Source organism: Geomonas limicola, from assembly GCF_014193675.1.
GTDB classification, from domain to species: Bacteria; Desulfobacterota; Desulfuromonadia; order Geobacterales; family Geobacteraceae; genus Geomonas; species Geomonas limicola.
The window spans coordinates 849979-869149 of the sequence record NZ_BLXZ01000001.1 but is presented as its reverse complement, the minus strand read 5'-3'; the positions used below and the strand labels follow the sequence as shown (position 1 = coordinate 869149).

Genomic DNA, 19171 nt, shown 5'->3' with positions numbered 1-19171 from the left:
ACCCGCTCTCGCGCCCCCTGGCACGGGGGGAGATGGACGCTCCGTAAGTCCCCTTGCGGGGGCTGCGGGACGCCGGAAACCGCCGCTGTTAACGCACAACGACGTGGAGGACACTATGAAAATCCGGGGCAACGATCCCGCCAATGACCCTTCGAGCATACTCTATCAGCGATGCACCATCGACCTTCCTGCCCGGGCGGTCCGCATGGAGGACGTCCCCTGCCGTAACGTCGAGGATGTGCTGGGCGGGTTCGGACGGTCCTTCCAGGTGCTCGCCGAGCGTACCATCACCGACCCCTACTCTCCCGAAAACCCCCTCATTCTCAATACCGGGCTGCTGACCGGCAGCAACGTCATGACCGGCATGCGCAGCTACTTCTCGGCCTACAGCCCGCTCAAGAAGTCGGGCAAGGGGCTGCCGGGTGCGATGTGGTCCGCGGGAAGCGGGGACTTCGGCAACCGGTTCAAGTGGACTGGCCTTGACGAGGTGATCTTCGAAGGGTGTGCCGACATCCCGATCTACGTGGTCCTGCGCACCGGCGAGTCCGGCCCCCAGGTCGAGTTCCACTCGGCCGAGCACCTGTTGGGGCTGAACGCCCACCAGAAAATCATGAGCTTGGCCGCGGCCCATCCCGGCGGCCATTTTGCCGTCATCGGACCCGCCGGGGAGAACTACCGCACCGTACGCATGGGCGCCATAGCCCTCAGTACCGAGGGACAGCTCAAATCCGACCAGCCCAAGATGCGCTTTGCCGGCCGGGGCGGCTTGGGGAGCCTGATGGGGTACAAGAACCTGATCGCCATCGTGGCGATCAGCTCCCTGAAACTGGACAAGATCACCTTCGCCATCAGGGACGTGAACCGCGACATCGTCAAGAGCCCCGGGTCGGCGCGCTTCCAGCCGGCCAGCCAGGGGGGGGGCGGCGGCACCTGGGCCAACATCGAGGTGCTCGAGGCCTTCCATGCCGTGCCGCTCAACAACTTCCGCCCCAAGGGGAACGACGACGTCAAGAAGCTCTACCGCGACCAGGTGGAGAAGGTCTTCGACATCGCCTCCGAGGGGTGCTTCCGCTGCGGTATCCGCTGCCACAACAACCTCTACGTGCGCAACGAGGACGGTAGCCGCGGGAAACTTGCCGCCAAGTTCGACTTCGAACCGCTCATCCTGTTCGGCTCCAACCTCGGGGTGCACGATCCCAAACAGGTTGCCGAGCTGATCCACCTGTGCGACTCGCTGGGAATGGACGCCATCTCGCTGGGGACCACCATCTCCTACCTTTTGGACTACAACGAGCGGCACCCTGAAAAACCGCTCTTGAACGGCGCGACCTTCGGCGATTTCGAGAAGGTGCGCGAGCTGATCGAGCAGACCGGGCGCGGCCAGGCGCCGGCACTGGGGCAGGGTGTGCGCCGCCTTTCCGAGGAGGTCGGCGAGACCGCCTACGCCATGCACGTCAAGGGGCTGGAAATTCCCGCCTACCTGGCCGACACCAACCCCGGCTACCTGTTCGCCATCGCCGGCGGCCACATGTCCATGGGGACCCACATGCTCTACGCCAAGGAGGGGAAGAGCACCGTCGAGGAGTGGACCCAGGCCATCACCACCACGGGGCTGCTCCAGGTGGGATACGACATGGTGGGCCTGTGCAAGTTCGTCGGCCTGGGGATCGGGCACGACCTGATCGTCACCGGCATCAGGGAGACCACCGGGCTGCAGATCAGCTCGGAACAGGTGATCGCCGCGGTGCGGCGCGCCTACCTCAGGGGGCTCGCCCTTGAGCTGCGCCAGGGGTACAGCGACGAGGAGTACACGCTCCCGCCCCAGGTACTTTCAAGTCCCAATCCGAAGATCACCCTCCCAAGTTTCATCACGGAGGAGTTCCTGGCCCAGTTGCGCAAGAAGGTCTGGAGCGTCTTCCTGCCGGAGATGGAAGGACTTTTGCCTGACAAGTAGCTACCGCTGTGAGAAGGACGGCAGCACCCGGGCCCGGGACCACGTCCCCGGCCCGTTTTTGTAACGGCACCTGGATTTCCTTTTCTCAAGGGGCTTCACCATGACGCTGGTGACGAGCAGCGAGATGTTTCAACAGGTCCACGAGATGGTGACCGCGAGCGGTGCCCAGACCATGGAAAACCTGGCCTGGCTCCAGGCCCAGATGGACTCCTATTTCTTCATCACCATGCAGCAGGAGGTCGGTGCGGTCTGCAACCTGGCCCAGGGGCTGGGAAGCCTCGCCCGCAACCAGCGCCTCACCTTGGCCGATCGCGCAAAGACACTGATCCTCGCCCGTCAGAACCAGCCCGGCTCTCTCTACGATACGCTCAGCACCCTCAAGGAGCGCGATATCTCCTATGCCGAGTTCACCCACTCGCGCTCGACCATCCCCGGTCTCGAGCACGGGCTGGAGGTGCAGCGTTTCGACTTCGACCGCAAGGAGCACCGGGAAATCCTGGAAGCATCGGAACCCGAGATCCCCCCCACGATCAGGGAGGGGATCGCCCAGGCACTCGCCGGCCGCTACCCCGACTTCGACCACAGCGAGTTCGACCCTCTCCTGCGCCTTCTGTGGCTCAACAACGAGGAGTACGTGCGCATCTCGCCCGCCAACCGGGTGGCCCAGATCCTCTGGGTCCTGCAGCAGGGGAACCGGCTGGGTGGCATCTTCCTGGACGTCGAGGAGAACGAGCGACTCAGCGAGGCGCCCGAGACACGGGTCATGTTCGCGGTAGGCAATCCGCCGCAGCGGGACTTCCTGCTGCAGACCATGGAGGTGTTCAACCGGCTGGCGTTCGGGGTGCAGCGCGCCTACTGCCTCACCATCTCCAACGGGGTGCACCCCTATTTCCTCGGCACCTTCTACGTGCGGCACCGCGATAGCGGTTCGCTGGCCAGGGGGGGCGAACTCTTCGAGCGACTGAAACAGGAGCTCTACAACACCCAGATCCTCTCCACCGCCTCGCCTACCTACCGGGAGTTCGTGGTGAACCAGGTCTTCACCGGCGAGGAGGCTTCGCTGGTGAATGCCTTCGCCGCCTTTTGCCATACCACGCTCGCCCTGCAGGACCCGGTGCGCTTTTCCTACGACGAGGTGCTCAAGACCTTCCATGCCCACCCGGACATCGCGCTGAGGCTCATCGGGCTGTTCCGTATCCGCTTCGAGCCGGATCTGCCCGGGCGCGAACAGCGCTACCGGCGCACCCTCGATACGGCCGGCCGGTTCGTGGACGACTACAACACCGGGCACCGCGCCACCGACGAGGTGCGCCGCAGCGTCTTCCGCCTGGTGCTCACCCTGATCCGCAACACCTTGAAGACCAACTTCTACGTGCCGGAGAAGCACGCGCTGGCCTTCCGGCTGGACCCGGCCTACCTCTCGGAACTGGTTCCCGAGGCGCTCGCGGGGCTTCCCCAAACCCCTTTCAGGATCACCTTTTTCTTCGGGCGCTACGGGACCGGCTACCACGTAGGCTTCTCGGACATCGCTCGAGGTGGCTGGCGCACCATGATCGCGCACACCCCCGAAGAGTACCTGCGCGCCGCCGGCTCGCTGTTTCGCGACACCTACCTTTTGGCCCACAGCCAGCACCTGAAAAACAAGGACGTCTACCAAGGGGGCTCCAAGCTGGTGGTGGTCCTGGACGCGGTGGGGATGGAGACCCAGGACCTTATCAACCAGAGGCTCTACAAGCTCCAGTTCGGGTTCGTGAACGCCTTCCTGGACATCTTCGTGACCCAGAACGGCAAGGCGCGCGATCCGCGCGTGGTGGACTACTACGGCGAGGATGAACCGATCGAGCTGGGGCCCGAGGAGAACCTGCACGACGTGATGATCGAGATGATCGCGCGCCAAAGCTTGAAGCGCGGCTACCTCCTGGGGATCGGGCTCATCTCGAGCAAGCGGGTAGGGATCAGCCACCGGGAGTACGGGGTGACCGCGACCGGGATCCTGCAGTTCGCCGAGGTGACCCTGGCCCAGCTCGGCATCGACATGCGCTGCGACCCCTTCTCGGTGAAGCTCACCGGGGGGCCCAACGGGGAACTGGCGGGCAACGCCCTGAGACTCATCCTGGAGCGCTGCCCGAAGGCGCGGCTGAAGCTCATCCTGGACGGCAGCGGGGCGATCTTCGATCCGGAGGGGATGCGCCACCTCGAGCTGCGCCAGCTTTTGCTGAGTCAGAGTCTTGATGGCTTCGACCCTGCGGCGCTGCACCCGGGAGGGTTCATCCTCTACCGCGGCGTGAAGCGCAGCGACGGCTTGCGCGAGCTCTTCAAACGGGTGGTGAGCACGGGGCTCGGGGTAGAGGAACAGTGGGTGACCGCGGACCAGTTCCACCGCGAGTTCGGCAACCTGCTCTGCTCGGTCCCCACCGACCTGTTCATCCCGGCCGGTGGCGAGCCCGAAAGCATCGACGATCACAACTGGCAGCGCTTCTTCCGCGAGGACGGTACCCCCACCACCCGGGCCATCGTCGAGGGGGCCAACGGCTTCATCAGCCCCGAGGCACGCAGCCAGTTGCAGCGCCGCGGCGTGGTGATCATCCGCGACCTCTCGGCCAACAAGTGCGGCGTGATATCGTCCTCCTACGAGATCATCGCCAACCTGCTGTTGTCCGAGGAGGAGTTCCTGGCCCACAAGGAGCGCTACGTGGGGGACGTCCTCGAGATTTTGGAGCTGCGGGCCCGGGACGAGGCGCGGCTCATCTTCCGCAGGCACCGCGAAGCCGGCGGGAGCCTCACCTATACCGAGGTCTCCGACGCCATCAGCCGGGACATCAACGCCCATTACGCGCGGCTCTTCGGGTTCTTCCAGCGCCACCCCGAGCTGGTCGGCGAACAGCTGTTCCGGCGGGCGATACTGGCGCACCTGCCGCGCATGCTGCGCGAGGAACCCTACAGCGGCAGGATCGGACGGCTCCCTGCCAAGTGCCTGTACGCCATACTGGCGGCGCAGATCGCCTCGTCCCTGGTGTACCGCGGCGACGGCGAGGGGGACTACCAGGAGATGATAACCGGCCACCTGGTGCGCAATCTTCCAGAATAATTCAGATTTGTACCTGCAGTTGTTGAGAAGCGACAGGTTTCCCGAACCACGGGATGAACGTTGACAAGGAGGCGTACACGATGGTGCTGAAAAACATGCTGGTGCTGATGGATACCTTGCCCCAGGCAGCCGACCGGCTCGCCCTGGCTCTCGAACTGGCCATCGAACACGGTGCGAGCGTAACGGGGCTCTTCGCGGCTGCCCCCCACCTGCTGCCGGCCAAGCGGAGCCAGGACCGCGAGGTGAGCGACGAACTGAAACAGCTCTTCCTGAGCAGGACCCGGGAGCTGGGCGTTGCCGGCAACTGGGTGAACGTGGAGGCCAAGACCCACGGCGGTATGGTCGAGACGATCAACTACTACGCGACCTTCGCCGACCTGGTGGTCGTGGGGCAGACCGAGTACGGCTCGAAGGAGCGCCGCGTCGACGACCACCTCCCGGAGCGCGTGGTGCTCGGCTCGGGGAAACCGGTGCTCATCGTCCCCTACGCCGGGCAGTTCTCCAGTATCGGCAAGCGCGCCCTGGTGGCCTGGAAGACCGGCCGCGAGTCGGCACGCACCCTGGCCGACGTACTGCCGGTCCTGAAGAAGTCGGAAACGGTACGGGTCTTCGAGGTAAACCCGAACGAAAAAGACGTAGTCGACATGGAGCGGTTGCGCGGCTACCTGGCGAGCCACCAGATCAGCGCCGAGGTCGAGACGAGCGCCATCACGGCTCTCAAGGTGGGTGACGTGCTCCTGAACCGGGTGGCCGACGAGGGGAGCGATCTTTTGGTGATGGGTGCCTACGCCGAACTGCACTTTGGGACCTCCGCCCTGGGGGAGGTGGCGCGACACGTCCTGCGCCACATGACCGTGCCGGTATTGATGTCCCACTGATCCCCAGAGGCCCTCGATGGAAAGGATCGTGTTCCTGGACCGCAGCGCCATCCCGGTGGCGCTGCGCCCCCCCTGCTTTCCGCACCAGTGGCTGGACTACCCCGATACCGCACCGGAACAGCTGGTGGAGCGGCTCCGGGGGGCCTCCATCGCCATCACCGACCGGGTATTCTTCCCCCGCGAGGCACTCGAGCAACTCCCCGAACTAAAATTGATCGCCGTGGCCGCGACCGGCGTCGACGGCATCGACCTCGATACCTGCCGGGAGCGCGGCATCGCGGTCAGTAACGTGCGCGACTGGGCCCTCAGCGTCCCGGAGCACGTCTTCGCCCTGATCCTGGCCCTCAGGCGCAACCTGATCGCCTACCACGAGGCAGTCCAGGGGGGCGGCTGGCAACATGCGCCGGGCTACCTGGTGCAGCTTGAGCCCCTGCCGCAATCGCTTGCCGGCGCGACGCTGGGGCTCATCGGCTACGGTGCCCTGGGCCGTGCGGTAGCCGGACTCGCCAGCGCCTTTGGCATGAACGTGCTGGTCGCCGAGCAAAAGGGCGCGGCACAGCTGCGCCCGGGACGGTCTCCCTTTGACGAGGTGCTGGCCAATTGCGACGTCCTGGTCGTTCTCTGTCCGCTCACCCCCGCCACCCGCGGCATGATCGGGGCGCAGGACCTTGGCCGGATGCCCCGCAACGCGCTGCTTATCAACTGCGCCCGGGGCGGCATCGTCGACGAGGCTGCGCTGGCCCGCGCCCTAAGCCGCGGCGACATTGCCGGCGCCGGCCTGGACGTCCTGTCCCAGGAACCGCCCCGCGACGGCAGCCCGCTCCTGGAGCTGAAACTCCCCAACCTGATCATCACCCCCCACGTCGCCTGGGTGAGCGAGCAGTCGCTGCGCGCCTTGGCCGATCGGTTGATCGACAACCTGGAAGCCTTCCACGCCGGAATACCCCGTAACCTGGTTACCTGACGGTTCCCCTGGCCCACCGGCCGCGACCGTGGGACCGCACCACGAAAAAATCCCCTCCCCGTCATGGGAAGGGGACCTCTTCCAGAAGCCCGCAAGACTTATCGGCAGCACATTAGGGAGGCGCCCCCCTTACGAAACCTGGCGAGGCGGCGCCTGACCGGGGGCGTGAAGCAGGAGCTAGGCCGGGACCGGGCCCTCCGACCACTGGCCGTTCACCAGCCTGCGCAACCCCAAGGGATTGGCGTCTTGCAGGGGGAGGGGGAGCAGCTGGTCCGGATACCCCTGGTAGCAGACCGGGCGCAGGTAACGGTCGATCGCCAAGGTTCCCACCGAGGTCCCGCGGCTGTCGGAGGTGGCGGGATAGGGCCCACCGTGGACCATGGCGTCGCAGACCTCGACGCCGGTCGGATAATCGTTCAGTATCAGCCGTCCCACACGGTGCTCCAGGGCGGCGAGCAACTCCCCACACCCCGCCAGTTCCTGCTCCTCCGCGAAGAGGCTCGCGGTAAGCTGGCCGTTGAGCGTCGGGACGATCTGCACCAGCTCGTGGAGGTTTTCCAGGGCGACTAGTACCGTGGACGGCCCGAAGACCTCCTCTTCCAGGGGATGCCCGGTTGCGCTCAAAAGGCGGGCATCGGCCCGGAAGGCGCAGGTGTGGGCCCGCTTCGTTTCACCCGGGCCGGCGGCGCAGCGTTCGACCCCAGGGGTGCTTTCCATCCGGGCCAGCCCTTCGAGATAGCTCTGTAACGTTCCGCTGTTGAGCATCACGGCCGGGGGCTTGCTCTCCATGGCCCGGGCGAACTCCCGTGCGAATTCTTCGAAAGCCTCCCCCTGGAACCCGATAACCAGCCCCGGGTTGGTACAGAACTGGCCGGCGCCCAGGGTGACCGAACCGGCCAGGCCGGCGGCGATCGCCGCGCCACGCGCTTTGAGCGCCTGCGGCATCAGGATCACCGGATTGATGCTGGACATCTCAGCGAAGACCGGAATGGGGTCGGGACGGCTCGCGGCCAGGTCGCACAGGGCACGGCCCCCCGGCAGCGACCCGGTGAAGCCAACCGCCTTTATTTCCGGGGCCAGCACCAGGGCCCTGCCGACCCCCGCGCCGAATACCATGCCGAAGACCCCCGCCGGCAGGGTGCTACGCTCGACCGCCCGGGTAATTGCCTGCCCGACCATTTCGGCGGTGGCCGAATGCCCGGAGTGCGCCTTGACCACCACGGGACAACCCGCCGCGAGCGCGGAGGCGGTATCGCCCCCCGCTACCGAGAACGCCAGCGGGAAGTTGCTGGCGCCAAAGACCGCCACCGGCCCCACCCCGACCTGGTACTGCCGGATGTCCGGTCGGGGCAGCGGCTCGCGTTTGGGGAGCGCCGTGTCGATGCGCGCGCCCAGGAAGTCGCCCCGTCGGACCACGGTGGCGAAGAGGCGCAACTGGTTGGTCGTGCGCAGGCGCTCCCCGCGAATCCGCGCCTCCGGCAGGCCCGTTTCCCGCATCACCAACCGCACGAATTCGTCGTCCAGGGCATCGATTTCGGCGGCAATGGTTTCCAGAAAGAGCGCCCGCTCTTCCAAGGGGATATTCCGGTACCGGCCAAAGGCCCGGAAGGCGGCAGACGTTGCGGCCCGCACTTCCGACTCGCTCGCCTGGAAAAAGGTATAGGGGAGCGCTTCGCCCGTAGCGGCATCGTACGAGGAGAACGTTATCCCTGATTCCGCCACCCGTTTGCCGTCGATGAACTGCTTGCCGACTATTTCCATGAGTGTCCCTCCCGTTATCTGCACGAGTGATTCGTAAGCCCGGCGCAGCGCGGGTGTTTAGTGTCGAGGCGTGGTCGTCGCAGACCCTGTCCGTGGTTGCTGCTAAGAGTACCGGGCGGAAGGGTAGCTGATTGATTTCATTGTGTTCCTGTCTGTATACTAATGCGGGTTACTGTACTATAGGGAGTGAAGCTGGGCAAGTTTAATCCCCGGTTGCCGTGGTGCGATCCTTTTGACAATAATTGCGGACGCAACGGCTCTTTTCGCCTATAATCCGCTACCAGCTGACACAGACTACTTAGCAAGAGGCTCGATGAAGCAGACCAGTTTTGCAGACACCCCCGCGGAACGCCTGGCCGGGACCCTGGAAAGGGTCACCTTTCACAGCGAGGAGACCGGCTTTTGCGTCTTGCGGGTGAAGGTTACCGGACGCCGGGAACTGGTGACGGTGACCGGGTCGGCCGCCTCGGTGACGCCGGGGGAGTACCTGGAGTGCACCGGCAGCTGGTACAACGACAAGACGCACGGGCTGCAGTTCAAGGCGACCCATCTGCAGGTGGTGCAGCCCACCACCCTGGAGGGGATCGAGAAGTACCTGGGCTCGGGGATGGTAAAGGGGATCGGGCCCCACTTTGCGAAAAAGCTGGTGCAGGCCTTCGGGGCACAGGTCTTCGAGGTGATCGAGGCGAGCCCGGAACGGCTCCTGGAGCTGCCGGGGATCGGGCCCAAACGGACCGAAAAGGTGGCGGTGGCCTGGGTCGAGCAGAAGGCGGTACGCGAGATCATGGTCTTTTTGCAGTCGCATGGCCTGGGGACCTCCCGCGCCGTGCGCATCTACAAGACCTACGGCAACGAGGCGATCGTACGGGTGACCGAGAACCCCTACCGGCTGGCTCTCGACATCCACGGGGTCGGCTTCAAGACCGCCGACACCCTGGCGCGCACCCTGGGGATCGCCTCCGACTCGCCGCTCAGGGCCCGGGCCGGCGTGCGCCACGTCCTGCAGGAGCTGTCGGGGAGCGGCCACTGCGCGGCACCCCGCGACGATTTGGCCGGGCAGGCGGCAGAGCTTCTGGAGATACCACGAGCTGTGATCGATGCCGCCATCGATGCGGAGGTCGCCGAGGAAAACCTGGTCGAGGAGGAGATCTCCGGCCGACAGTGCCTTTTCCTGATGCCGCTCTACCGCGCGGAGATCGGCGTCGCCGCCGGATTTGCCCGCCTTACTCCGGGTGCGCCCCCCTGGGGCGAGATCGTGGCGGAACGGGCGCTCCCCTGGGTTGAAAAGGAGACGGGACTGACCCTTTCGGAATCGCAGCGCGAGGCGGTGCGGCTGGCCCTTACCAGCAAGGTCCTGGTGATCACCGGCGGCCCGGGGGTTGGGAAGACCACCCTGGTGAACAGCATCCTGAGTATCCTCGCCGCGCGCCACCTGCGCATCGCGCTCTGCGCGCCGACCGGACGTGCCGCCAAGCGGCTCAGCGAATCGACGGGCATCGAGGCGAAGACCATCCACCGCCTGTTGGAGTTCGATCCCCAGCGCTTCGACTTCAAGCGGGGCCGTGAGCTGCAGCTGGAGACCGACCTGGTGGTCCTGGACGAATCCTCGATGGTCGACGTGGTGCTGATGAACAAGCTGCTGCCGGCCATCCCGGACCGGGCCGCGCTCCTGTTGGTGGGGGACGTGGACCAGCTCCCCTCGGTAGGTCCGGGGTGCGTGCTGTCCGACGTCATCGCCTCGGGTGCGATCCCCACGGTGCGGCTCACCGAGATCTTCAGGCAGGCCGCCACCTCGAAGATCATCGTTAACGCGCACCGCATCAACTCGGGCGAGCTGCCGATGAAGGACGAGACCAAGGAGCTCTCGGACTTTTACCTGATACCGGCAACCGGACCAGAGGACCTCTACGCGAAACTCATGCAGGTGGTGACCGAGCGGATCCCGAAGCGCTTCGGCCTCGACCCGGTGCGGGACATCCAGGTGCTCACCCCCATGAACCGTGGGGGACTGGGCGCGCGTTCGCTGAACGCCGAACTGCAACAGGCGTTAAACGGCGGCGCGGAACCCAAGGTGACCCGTTTCGGCACCAGCTTCGCCCCCGGCGACAAGGTGCTGCAGACCGTGAACAACTACGACAAGGAAGTCTTCAACGGTGACATCGGCAGGATCGTTTCGGTGGACCTGGAAGAGGGGAATCTTTCCGTGGAGTTCGAGGAGCGCCTGGTCCCCTACGAGTTCGGCGAACTGGACGAACTCTCGCTTGCCTACGCCACCAGCATCCACAAGAGCCAGGGCTCGGAGTACGGCGCGGTGGTAATTCCGCTTGCCCTGCAGCACTACACCATGCTGGAGCGCAACCTGATCTACACCGCCGTCACCCGCGGCAAGAAGCTGGTGGTGCTGATCGCCGAGCCGAAGGCGCTCGCCATGGCGGTCAAGAACCACAAGTCCCAGCGCCGGCTCACCAAATTGGCGGGGAGGCTGGCGTCCTGAGGGGGGAAACTGTTATCCGTGGGTGCAGGCAGATTCGTTGCGGTAGGGGATGGCGTTAGTAGTGGTAGCGGAGTTGGGCGATGAGGAGCGCATCGTCATCGATCTGGTAGACGATTCGATGTTCATCATTGATCCGGCGGGACCAGTAACCGGTGAGCGCGTGGCGTAGTGGTTCCGGTTTGCCAATGCCTTCGAACGGTGTCCTCTGTATTTCACGGAGCAGGGCGTTGATACGCTTGAGGATCTTCTTGTCGTTAGCCTGCCAGTAGAGGTAGTCCTCCCAGGCGTGTTCCGAAAAGATAAGCTTCACTCGGAAAGTTCCCTCTCCGTTCCCTTACCGGCTTCCAGCTCAGCCATCGACTCCAGCAAGCGTCGGGCGTTTTTCGGGCTGCGGAGCAGGTAGGCTGTTTCCTCGAGGGCGTGGTAGTCCTCCAATGACATCATCACGACGGACTGAGCAGCCTTGCGGGTTATAATGACCGGGGAGTGGTCGTCGCAGACGTTGTCCATGGTCTGGGCAAGATTACTTCGTACCGATGTGTAGGTTATCAATTTCATGTAATACCTCGTTGCTCTGTTGTACAGCTCACTGTACCACAGCAGGTTTCAGCCGGCAAGATTCCCGAACCGATCTGTCCACCGCGGAGCCTTTCATGCTCATCATCGTCGAGTCGCCCACCAAGGCGCGCAAGATACAGTCGATCCTGAAGTCAAAGACCATGTCCACGGTCGGCCACTTCAAGGATCTCCCGGAGTCGAGCCTGGGAGTCGACCTTTTAAGCTACCAGCCGAACTTCGTCTACCACGACCGAAAGAAGGACCTCCCCCGCGAACTGCGCAAGGCGGCCCAGGGGGAGACCGTGATGCTGGCGGGCGACCCCGACCGCGAAGGGTACGCGATCTCGAACCACGTCTTCGAGGAGGTGCACCAGGTCGCCAAGGCCTGTCTGCGCCTGGAGATCTTCGAGGTGACCGAGAAGGGGCTCAAGGAGGCGCTCTCGCGTGCGGTCCCCTTCGAAAGGACCAACGCCGGGCTCTACCACGCCTTTCTCGGGCGCAGGGTCGGGGACCGGCTGGTGGGTTACCTCCTCTCGCCGCAGGCAAGCCGGGACCTGCGGGGCAAGTTCAGCGTCGGACGGGTGCAGTCCCCCGCGGTGCGCCTGGTGGTGGACCGGGAACGCGAGATCCGCGCCTTCGTGCCGGCCCCTTACTGGATACTCTCGATCCTCCTGGAGAAAAACGGGACCCGGTTCAGCGCGCGCCACCTGCGCGGCAAGTTCGAGGTGCAGGCCGAGGCCCAGGCGATCGTCGAGGCAATACAGGGGGAGCGCTTTGCCCTGACCGAGAAGGTGCAGCGCCGGGAGACCCGGCAATCGCCCAAGCCCCCCTTCACCACGGTCGACCTGCAGGCGGCCGCCGCGGCACGCCTCAAGCTCGCTCCCGAGCAGACCATGCGGCTCGCCCAGGCGCTCTTCGAGCAGGGGCTCATCACCTACCACCGCACCGACTCGGTGCGCATGGCCGACGAGTTCATCGCCGAGCTGCGCGCCTTTCTGACCGGGACGCTGGGAGCTCACTACCTCCCCGACAAGCCGAACCGCTTCGCCTCCAAGAACAGCCAGGCCGACGCCCACGAGGGGATCCGGCCCACCCACATGCATTCCCTTAACGAGATAGCGGCGCTGATTTCGCGCGAGGGGCTCACTGCAGAGCACGCGAGGCTCTACGACCTCATATTCCGCCGTGCGGTGGCGAGCCAGATGGCGCCGGCGCTCTACGACGCGACGACGCTCCTCTTCGAGGTGGCCGGCGAGAAGTTCAAGGCGAACGGCCGGGTCCTCAAGTTCGACGGGTTCCTGAAGGTCTACAGTGATTCGGAAGAGGAGAAGGAACCGCGCGGGGAGGAGGATCCGCTGCAGGCGCTCCCCGAGGTGGCGGTCGGCGAGTTGGTCCCCAAGCTCGGGGAGAGCCTGGACGAGAAGAAGACCAAGCCGCCGGGGCGCTTCACCTTCGGCTCACTGGTGAAAGAGCTGGAGCGGCTGGAGATCGGCCGGCCCTCGACCTACGCCTCGATCACCAAGAACATCACCGACCGCGGCTACGTGCGCGAGGAGAAGGGGAAGGTGGTGCCGCTGCCGCCGGGTGAAACGCTGGTGGACTACTTAAGGGAGAAGCACCCCTGGGTGATCGACTACGACCTCACCCGCCGCATGGAGGGGTTTCTCGACCTGGTGGTGGAGAACAAGGAGACCTGGCAGCGCTTCTGCAAGGGGGTGCACGCCAAGATGGGCTACGCGAAACCGGTGGAGCGGGGCGAGGGGAGCAGTCCGAGCGAGGGGCAGCTGCGCTACGCCCGGGCGCTCGCCGACAAGCTCAAGCTGGAGTTGCCGGAGAGCGTCCTCAAAAGCGGCCGGGAGATTTCGGCCTGGATCGACGCGGCGAAGAACCCGGCAAAGGCGGAGCCGGCCCAGAAAAGCGCTGCCGGGAAGACGGCGGCGAAGCCTGCGCGTAAATCGACGCGGGGCAAGAAGAGTTAGCCCCCCGTTGCCAGCCCTCATTCCGAAAAGTCGGTGATGTCCACGTCCTTAAAGATCCGCTCGAGAAAGCGCGACTTGAGCTGCTGGCTGGCCAAAAGCCGCTGCACCGGGCCGAGCCTCAGGATCGCCCCGAAGATGGTGGCCATGGCGCGGTGGCTGAAGTGAGCCTGGTTGTCGAAGATGAGGTGCTGCAAGGTACCGCGCTCGATGGCCATCAACACCACCCGGTGCGCCGCGTTTACCGGCGTCACGATCCGCTCGGGCCGCGCCACCAGCACCAGCGCCCGGCTCGGACAGTTTCCCACGCAGACCCCGCACCCCAGGCAAAGCTCCTCTAAAAGCCGCGCATTCCCCCTCTTCCCTGCCTGAACTTCCCCCTTCTCGAGCGTTAGCGCCTCGACCGGACAGTACCTGAGGCAGTTGCCGCAGCCGTTGCAGCGGGCCGTCTCGATCTTGGCCTGGTAGTTGGTGCTGTACTGCCGGTGCGGGATGGCGAGCCGGCGCAGGGCAAGCAGCGCCTCGCAGCAGCAGCCGCAGCAGTGGCAGATGAAGTTCACCTCGCGCTGCACGTTGTCGCCGCACTGCACCAGGTTAAGCTGCCGCGCCTGCTGCAACAAGGCGAGCCCCTCGGCCGCCTCCACCTGCCGGGCGCTGCCGTTTTTGATGAGGGAGCGCGCCACCTGGTTGAAGGTCATGCAGTTGTCCAGCGGCGCCTCACAGGCCCGCTCCAGGTGTGCCATCTTGTTGCGGCAGTAGCAAAGCCCCACGGCGATGTGGCTCGCACTGCGGATCACCTCGCTGGCCCGTTCGTAATCGAGCACCTGCGCGGTGAGCTCCGGCGGCAGTACCGTCTCGTTCACAAAGACCCGACCAAGCTTGGTCTCTCCGCGGGCGAAGAGCTCCTCGATGAACTCCTGGCGCACGTTGAGGTACTCGAAGAAGAGCCGGGAGAGCTCGTCCTGGTCCAGATCGGTGCGCACCCGCATCAGGGAGAACTCGAAGAAGCCGGCCATGGGGGGCGGCAAGAAGTACCTGGTGTCGCCGTCGTGGTCCAGGTCGACCAGGATGGCACGCGCGGCCAGTTCCTCGAGCTGGCGCCGTGCCTCCGACTCGCTCACCCGCCAGACCCTGGCGGCCTTGGCTGCCGAAAAAGGGCGCAGCGGGAGCTGGGCGACCAAGGCCGCTTCGCGTTCGGTGAACAGGATGCGCAGGATCCGCTCCAAAAGCTCCGAGGCGGGAGCTCCCTGGGGAAAGCGGTTGATGCGCTCTACGAGTTGATGGTAGGGGAGCGATTCCGCCCGTTTCGTATCGGCCATGACAACCTCGTCGAAATAAATTAACTAGTGTTAATTTTAAAGACTCGGTCGCTGCAGGGGAGAACTTGAGTGTTTCTTAATGCCCCTCCTTGGACAGCGCGATCACGGTCCGGGCACACCTCTCGTCGCGATGCCGAGCTGTGCAAACCCTGAAGAGAGGATGTTCGCGAGCTGCACAGGTTTTACAAAGAAGAGGACTCGGCCTCTCTCCATTTGCGTGCAGGTTCAGGTACCTAGCCTGAGCTGGCTGCTGGCACGCAGCATGAAAAGCCGGATGACAGGTTCAAAGAACGGTTATCCAGGAGCTGCGTCATGTTCTCACTTTTCCACTTCAGTAAGGTCTTCCCGTTCGTGCACCCCTACCTTTTCCCGGTCCAGGAAAACCCCGCCGCCGCGCACCCGGAAGCACACACCTCATGCTGCGCGGGGTCGTCGGAGACCGGTGCGGCAGCAGGGTTGCTGCAGCAGGGGAAGCGCCTGAAAAGCCTGTACCGGCGCCGCCAGCTGACCCAGCGCGGCCACCTCGTCACCCACAGCGGCACCCTGCGCCCCGCCGGCTGGTAACGTCGCTCTCCTGGGTGCTGGGACTTGGAATGCTCCGGGATCCCAGCACGGGGAGCTGTCCGACAATCGTTCAGGTCCGCGTAGTTATCGGATAAATTCACTTTCCCTTTCTTGCGGGGGCTGGTATTATAATGAGAAATTTGCCGACCCCTTGCAGGTGCTCATGATTTTTCCCACCATCCCCCGCCGTTCCTGGTTTCCCTACCTGGTAGCCTTGTCTTGTTTCGCCGCAGCGGCACTGCTGCGCTTCGCTCTTCTGGGGGGACTCGGCACCCGGGCTCCCTACGTCACCTTCTTTCCCGCGGTGATGGTCGCCGTCCTGTACGGTGGCGTCGCCGCCGGCTTACTTACTACGCTGCTCTCCGCGCTCTACTCCCTGTACTTCAGCATGGAACCGTTGGGAAGCTTCGCTGCACGGGATACCCCCGACCTCATCGCGCTCGCCCTGTTCCTGGTCACCTGCCTCATGATCTCCGCGCTCACCGAGGTGGCGCGCCGGGCCCAGCTCCGTGCCGGCGAGGCCGAAGCGCAGATCAGGCTGGCCGAGGAGCGCGAGAAGGGGAGCCTGGCCCTGCAGCAGAGCGAACTCAAGTTCCGCTCCTACTTCGAGAACTCCCCTGCCGCCGTCTTTGTGGTGGATAGCCAGGGTAACTACGTGGACTGCAACGCCGCCGCCGTGGCGTTGCTTGGATACCCGCTTGACGAGCTGAAGCGGATGCGGGTCCCGCAACTGCACCCGGTCGAGGAGCAGCCCCAGGTACTCGAGCAGTTCGCCGCGCTCCTGGGCACCGGGAGGATCGACCTGGAGACCCGGCTGGTGCGGGCCAGCGGCGTCCCGGTCTGGGTCTCGCTGCGTGCGGTGTTCCTTGACGACGGTCACGGCATTGCCTACTGCCAGGACATCACCGAGCAGAAACAGGCGGTTCAGAGCCTGGGGGAGCGGCTTGCACTGCGCGAACAGTTGGCGAGTGTGGCGGCTACCGTGCCGGGGGTGATCCACTCCTACCTGATGCGGCCGGATGGCTCCTCGTGCTTTCCCTATGCAAGCCCCGCGCTCGAGAGGCTCTACGGTGTCGCCCCCGCCGAGCTCCTCCGCGATGCCCAGCCGGTACTCGACCTGATCCACCCGGAGGACGCCGAAAGGCTCAAGCGGAGCATCGCCCTCTCGGCGCGTACCCTGGAACCCTGGCAGGAACAGTTCCGCATCAACCACCCCCGGCGCGGCGTGATCTGGGTCGAGGGGCACTCGGTACCCCAGCGTGAGCCGGACGGCGCTACCCTGTGGCACGGCTTTTTGCACGACGTCACCCACGGCAAACTCTCGGAGCAGGCGCTGCGCGCCTCGAGCCAGTTCAACCGGCAGATCATCGACAGCGCCGAAGAGGGGATCGTGGTATTCGGCCCGGACCTGCGCTACCAGGTCTGGAACCCCTACCTGGAGCGGTTCACCGGGCTCCGCGCCGCCGAGGTGCTGGGGCGGCATCCCTGCGAGGTCTGCCCTTTCCTCGGCTGTGCCGAGGTGCTTGAGCATCTGGAGCGGGTACTCGAAGGGGGGGGAGGGGCAGCACTTGAGGCTGCCTTTTACTCGGAGCTCCAGGGGAGGACCTGCTGGGTTTCGCAGAGCTTCTCCCCCTTGCGCGGCGCCCAGGGGCGCACGGTCGGCGTCATCGGCATCGTGCGGGACGTCACGGACCGCAAGCTGGTCGAGGAGGAGCTGCGCAGTTCCGAGGAACGTTTCAGGACGCTGGTGGAACAGGCTGGCGACGCCTTCTTCGTGCACGACCTGGACGGCAGGTTCCTGGACGTGAACCGGCGCGCCTGCGAGTCGCTCGGCTACAGCCGCGAGGAGCTTTTGCAGCTGAACGTCTTCGATTTAGAGCAGGAACTGGATCGCGAAACGGTGCTGGGCCACTGGCGGCAGCTCAAGCCGGGCGAGTTCCGCACCGTGCGCGGGCGGCAGATGCGCAAGGACGGCTCCAGCTTCCCGGTGGAGATCCGCCTCGGCTGTTACCTGGAGAACGAGCAGACCATCCTTCTGGGGCTGGTGCGCGACATAAGCGATCGTGAGCATAGCGACGAGTTGTTGCGCGAGGCCTCCCGGCGCATGGAACTTGCCATCAGCGCCGGCGGCTTCGGGATCTGGGACCTGGACGTGCAAAGCGGCACCCTGGTCTGGAGCGCACGGATGTTCGAGCTCTACGGGGTGAACTCGGAGGAGTTCGACGGCACCCGTGCCTTCTGGATGCAGTGCCTGCACCCCGAGGACCTGCCGCGCGCCCTGGCGGCGGGGAATGCCGCGCTGGAAGGGAGCGCCGAGTTCGATATCGAATTCCGGGTGGTGCACCCCGACGGCAAGGTAAAGAGCCTCAAGGGGGTTGCCGTGGTGGTCCGGGACCCCCAGGGGAACCCTTTGCGCATGATCGGCCTGAACCGCGACATCAGCGAGCGGCGCTCGCTGGAGGCCCAGCTGATCCAGGCCCAGAAGATGGAGGCGGTGGGGCGCCTGGCCGGCGGCGTGGCCCACGACTTCAACAACAACCTGACCGTCATCCTGGGCTACGCCGAGCTCTCCCGGCTGGTGGCCATCGGCAGCGACACCTTCCACGACTACCTTGGAGAGATCATCAAGGCGGCCGAACACTCCCGCGACATCACCCAGCAGCTGCTCGCCTTCTCGCGCAACGAGATCATCGCGCCGCGCCGGGTCGACCTGAACGACCTGATCCGCAAGACCCACAAGACGCTGTTGCGCCTGATCGGCGAGGACGTCCGGTTGAAGCTCACCCTCCCCGAGGGGCTCTGGCCGGTACTCATCGACCCGGCCCAGATCAACCAGATCGTCATGAACCTCGCGGTGAACGCCCGCGACGCCATGCCCTCCGGGGGGACCCTCTCCCTGGAAACCCGCAACCTGCACCTGGACGCCGTGTACTGCCAGAACAACCCCGAGGCGCGCCCCGGCGACTGGGTGCAACTCACGGTGAGCGACAGCGGCATCGGGATGGACCGGGAGATGCTGGGGCACATCTTCGAGCCCTTCTACACCACCAAGGGGGTGGGGAAGGGGACCGGTCTGGGGCTTGCCACCGTGTACGGCATCGTGCGTCAAAACGACGGTTTCATCGAGGTGTGCAGCGAACCGGGACGGGGAGCGGCCTTTGCCCTGTGCTTCCCGCGTCTGAACCGCGAGGAGTCCCGTGAGGTTCCGGCCGACCAGGCGCTCGCGGTCGGCGAAGGGGTGGTGCTCCTGGTGGAGGACGAGGTGAGCGTGCGGCAGATGGCGAGGCTCATGCTGGAAAGCGCCGGCTATTCGGTCCTGGTGGCCGGTACCCCCGTCGAGGCCCTGGAACTCTGCAAGCGACCCGAGCAGCGCATCGACTGCCTGTTGACCGACGTGATCATGCCGGGGATGAACGGGGTGGAACTCACCCAGGCGGTCCGGGCGCTGCGTCCTTCGGTCGGCATGGTCTACATGTCCGGCTACACCGCCGATATGATCGCCCACCACGGCGTGCTCGCGCAGGGGGTGATCTTCGTGCAGAAGCCCTTTGACGCCAAGGCCTTGTGTGCCAAGGTGCAGGAGGCGATCCGCGGAGTGGAGCCTGCCTGACCGCT

The 19171-nt window shown here is 65.1% G+C and carries 12 protein-coding genes; 8 read left to right on the top strand and 4 right to left on the bottom strand.

Going from position 1 to position 19171, the window contains the following annotated elements; all coding sequences use genetic code 11:
* The first annotated feature begins 115 nt into the window (after positions 1-115).
* The 4 genes from H7688_RS03580 to H7688_RS03565 all read left to right on the top strand — a co-directional run bounded on the left by H7688_RS03580 (position 116) and on the right by H7688_RS03565 (position 6884).
* Positions 116-1954, top strand: a complete 1839-nt coding sequence (locus H7688_RS03580) for an aldehyde ferredoxin oxidoreductase C-terminal domain-containing protein (protein ID WP_183359653.1) — start codon at positions 116-118, stop codon at positions 1952-1954.
* Between the two features lie 100 nt (positions 1955-2054).
* The gene (locus H7688_RS03575; protein ID WP_183359652.1) at positions 2055-5042 is read left to right on the top strand and encodes an NAD-glutamate dehydrogenase domain-containing protein; all 2988 of its coding nucleotides are present in this window, start codon (positions 2055-2057) and stop codon (positions 5040-5042) included.
* 53 nt (positions 5043-5095) lie between these two features.
* Positions 5096-5920 carry a universal stress protein gene (locus tag H7688_RS03570; RefSeq protein ID WP_183359651.1) on the top strand — a complete coding sequence of 275 codons (825 nt, stop codon included), beginning with the start codon at positions 5096-5098 and terminating at the stop codon, positions 5918-5920.
* Positions 5921-5936: 16 nt separating this feature from the next.
* Entirely contained in the window at positions 5937-6884 is a 948-nt protein-coding gene (locus H7688_RS03565; RefSeq protein ID WP_183359650.1) for a D-2-hydroxyacid dehydrogenase, read from the top strand.
* Between the two features lie 177 nt (positions 6885-7061).
* Here H7688_RS03565 and H7688_RS03560 read toward each other — a convergent pair whose 3' ends face one another.
* Complete coding sequence (locus H7688_RS03560; RefSeq protein WP_183359649.1) at positions 7062-8645, bottom strand: aldehyde dehydrogenase (NADP(+)); 1584 nt, start codon at positions 8643-8645, stop codon at positions 7062-7064.
* Between the two features lie 313 nt (positions 8646-8958).
* Between H7688_RS03560 and recD2 the strand changes: the two genes are divergently transcribed.
* The gene (gene recD2, locus H7688_RS03555; RefSeq protein ID WP_183359648.1) at positions 8959-11139 is read left to right on the top strand and encodes an SF1B family DNA helicase RecD2; all 2181 of its coding nucleotides are present in this window, start codon (positions 8959-8961) and stop codon (positions 11137-11139) included.
* Between the two features lie 55 nt (positions 11140-11194).
* Here the strand turns inward: recD2 and H7688_RS03550 are convergent, their stop codons facing one another.
* Both H7688_RS03550 and H7688_RS03545 read right to left on the bottom strand, forming a co-directional pair.
* Complete coding sequence (locus tag H7688_RS03550; protein ID WP_183359647.1) at positions 11195-11449, bottom strand: Txe/YoeB family addiction module toxin; 255 nt, start codon at positions 11447-11449, stop codon at positions 11195-11197.
* Positions 11446-11697 (bottom strand): type II toxin-antitoxin system Phd/YefM family antitoxin, encoded by a 252-nt coding sequence (locus tag H7688_RS03545; RefSeq protein ID WP_183359646.1) that lies wholly within the window; start codon positions 11695-11697, stop codon positions 11446-11448. Before H7688_RS03545 ends, H7688_RS03550 begins: the two co-directional genes overlap by 4 nt.
* 95 nt (positions 11698-11792) lie before the next feature.
* Here H7688_RS03545 and topA point away from each other — a divergent pair, with 95 nt between their 5' ends.
* Complete coding sequence (topA, locus tag H7688_RS03540; RefSeq protein ID WP_183359645.1) at positions 11793-13676, top strand: type I DNA topoisomerase; 1884 nt, start codon at positions 11793-11795, stop codon at positions 13674-13676.
* 17 nt (positions 13677-13693) lie between these two features.
* Here the strand turns inward: topA and H7688_RS03535 are convergent, their stop codons facing one another.
* A complete protein-coding gene (locus tag H7688_RS03535) occupies positions 13694-14992 on the bottom strand; it encodes a 4Fe-4S dicluster domain-containing protein (protein ID WP_183359644.1) in 1299 nt (432 codons plus the stop codon).
* Between the two features lie 312 nt (positions 14993-15304).
* Between H7688_RS03535 and H7688_RS03530 the strand changes: the two genes are divergently transcribed.
* Both H7688_RS03530 and H7688_RS03525 read left to right on the top strand, forming a co-directional pair.
* Positions 15305-15556 carry a hypothetical protein gene (locus H7688_RS03530; RefSeq protein WP_183359643.1) on the top strand — a complete coding sequence of 84 codons (252 nt, stop codon included), beginning with the start codon at positions 15305-15307 and terminating at the stop codon, positions 15554-15556.
* A gap of 163 nt (positions 15557-15719) precedes the next feature.
* Positions 15720-19166 carry a PAS domain S-box protein gene (locus H7688_RS03525; RefSeq protein WP_183359642.1) on the top strand — a complete coding sequence of 1149 codons (3447 nt, stop codon included), beginning with the start codon at positions 15720-15722 and terminating at the stop codon, positions 19164-19166.
* Positions 19167-19171: the final 5 nt, after the last annotated feature.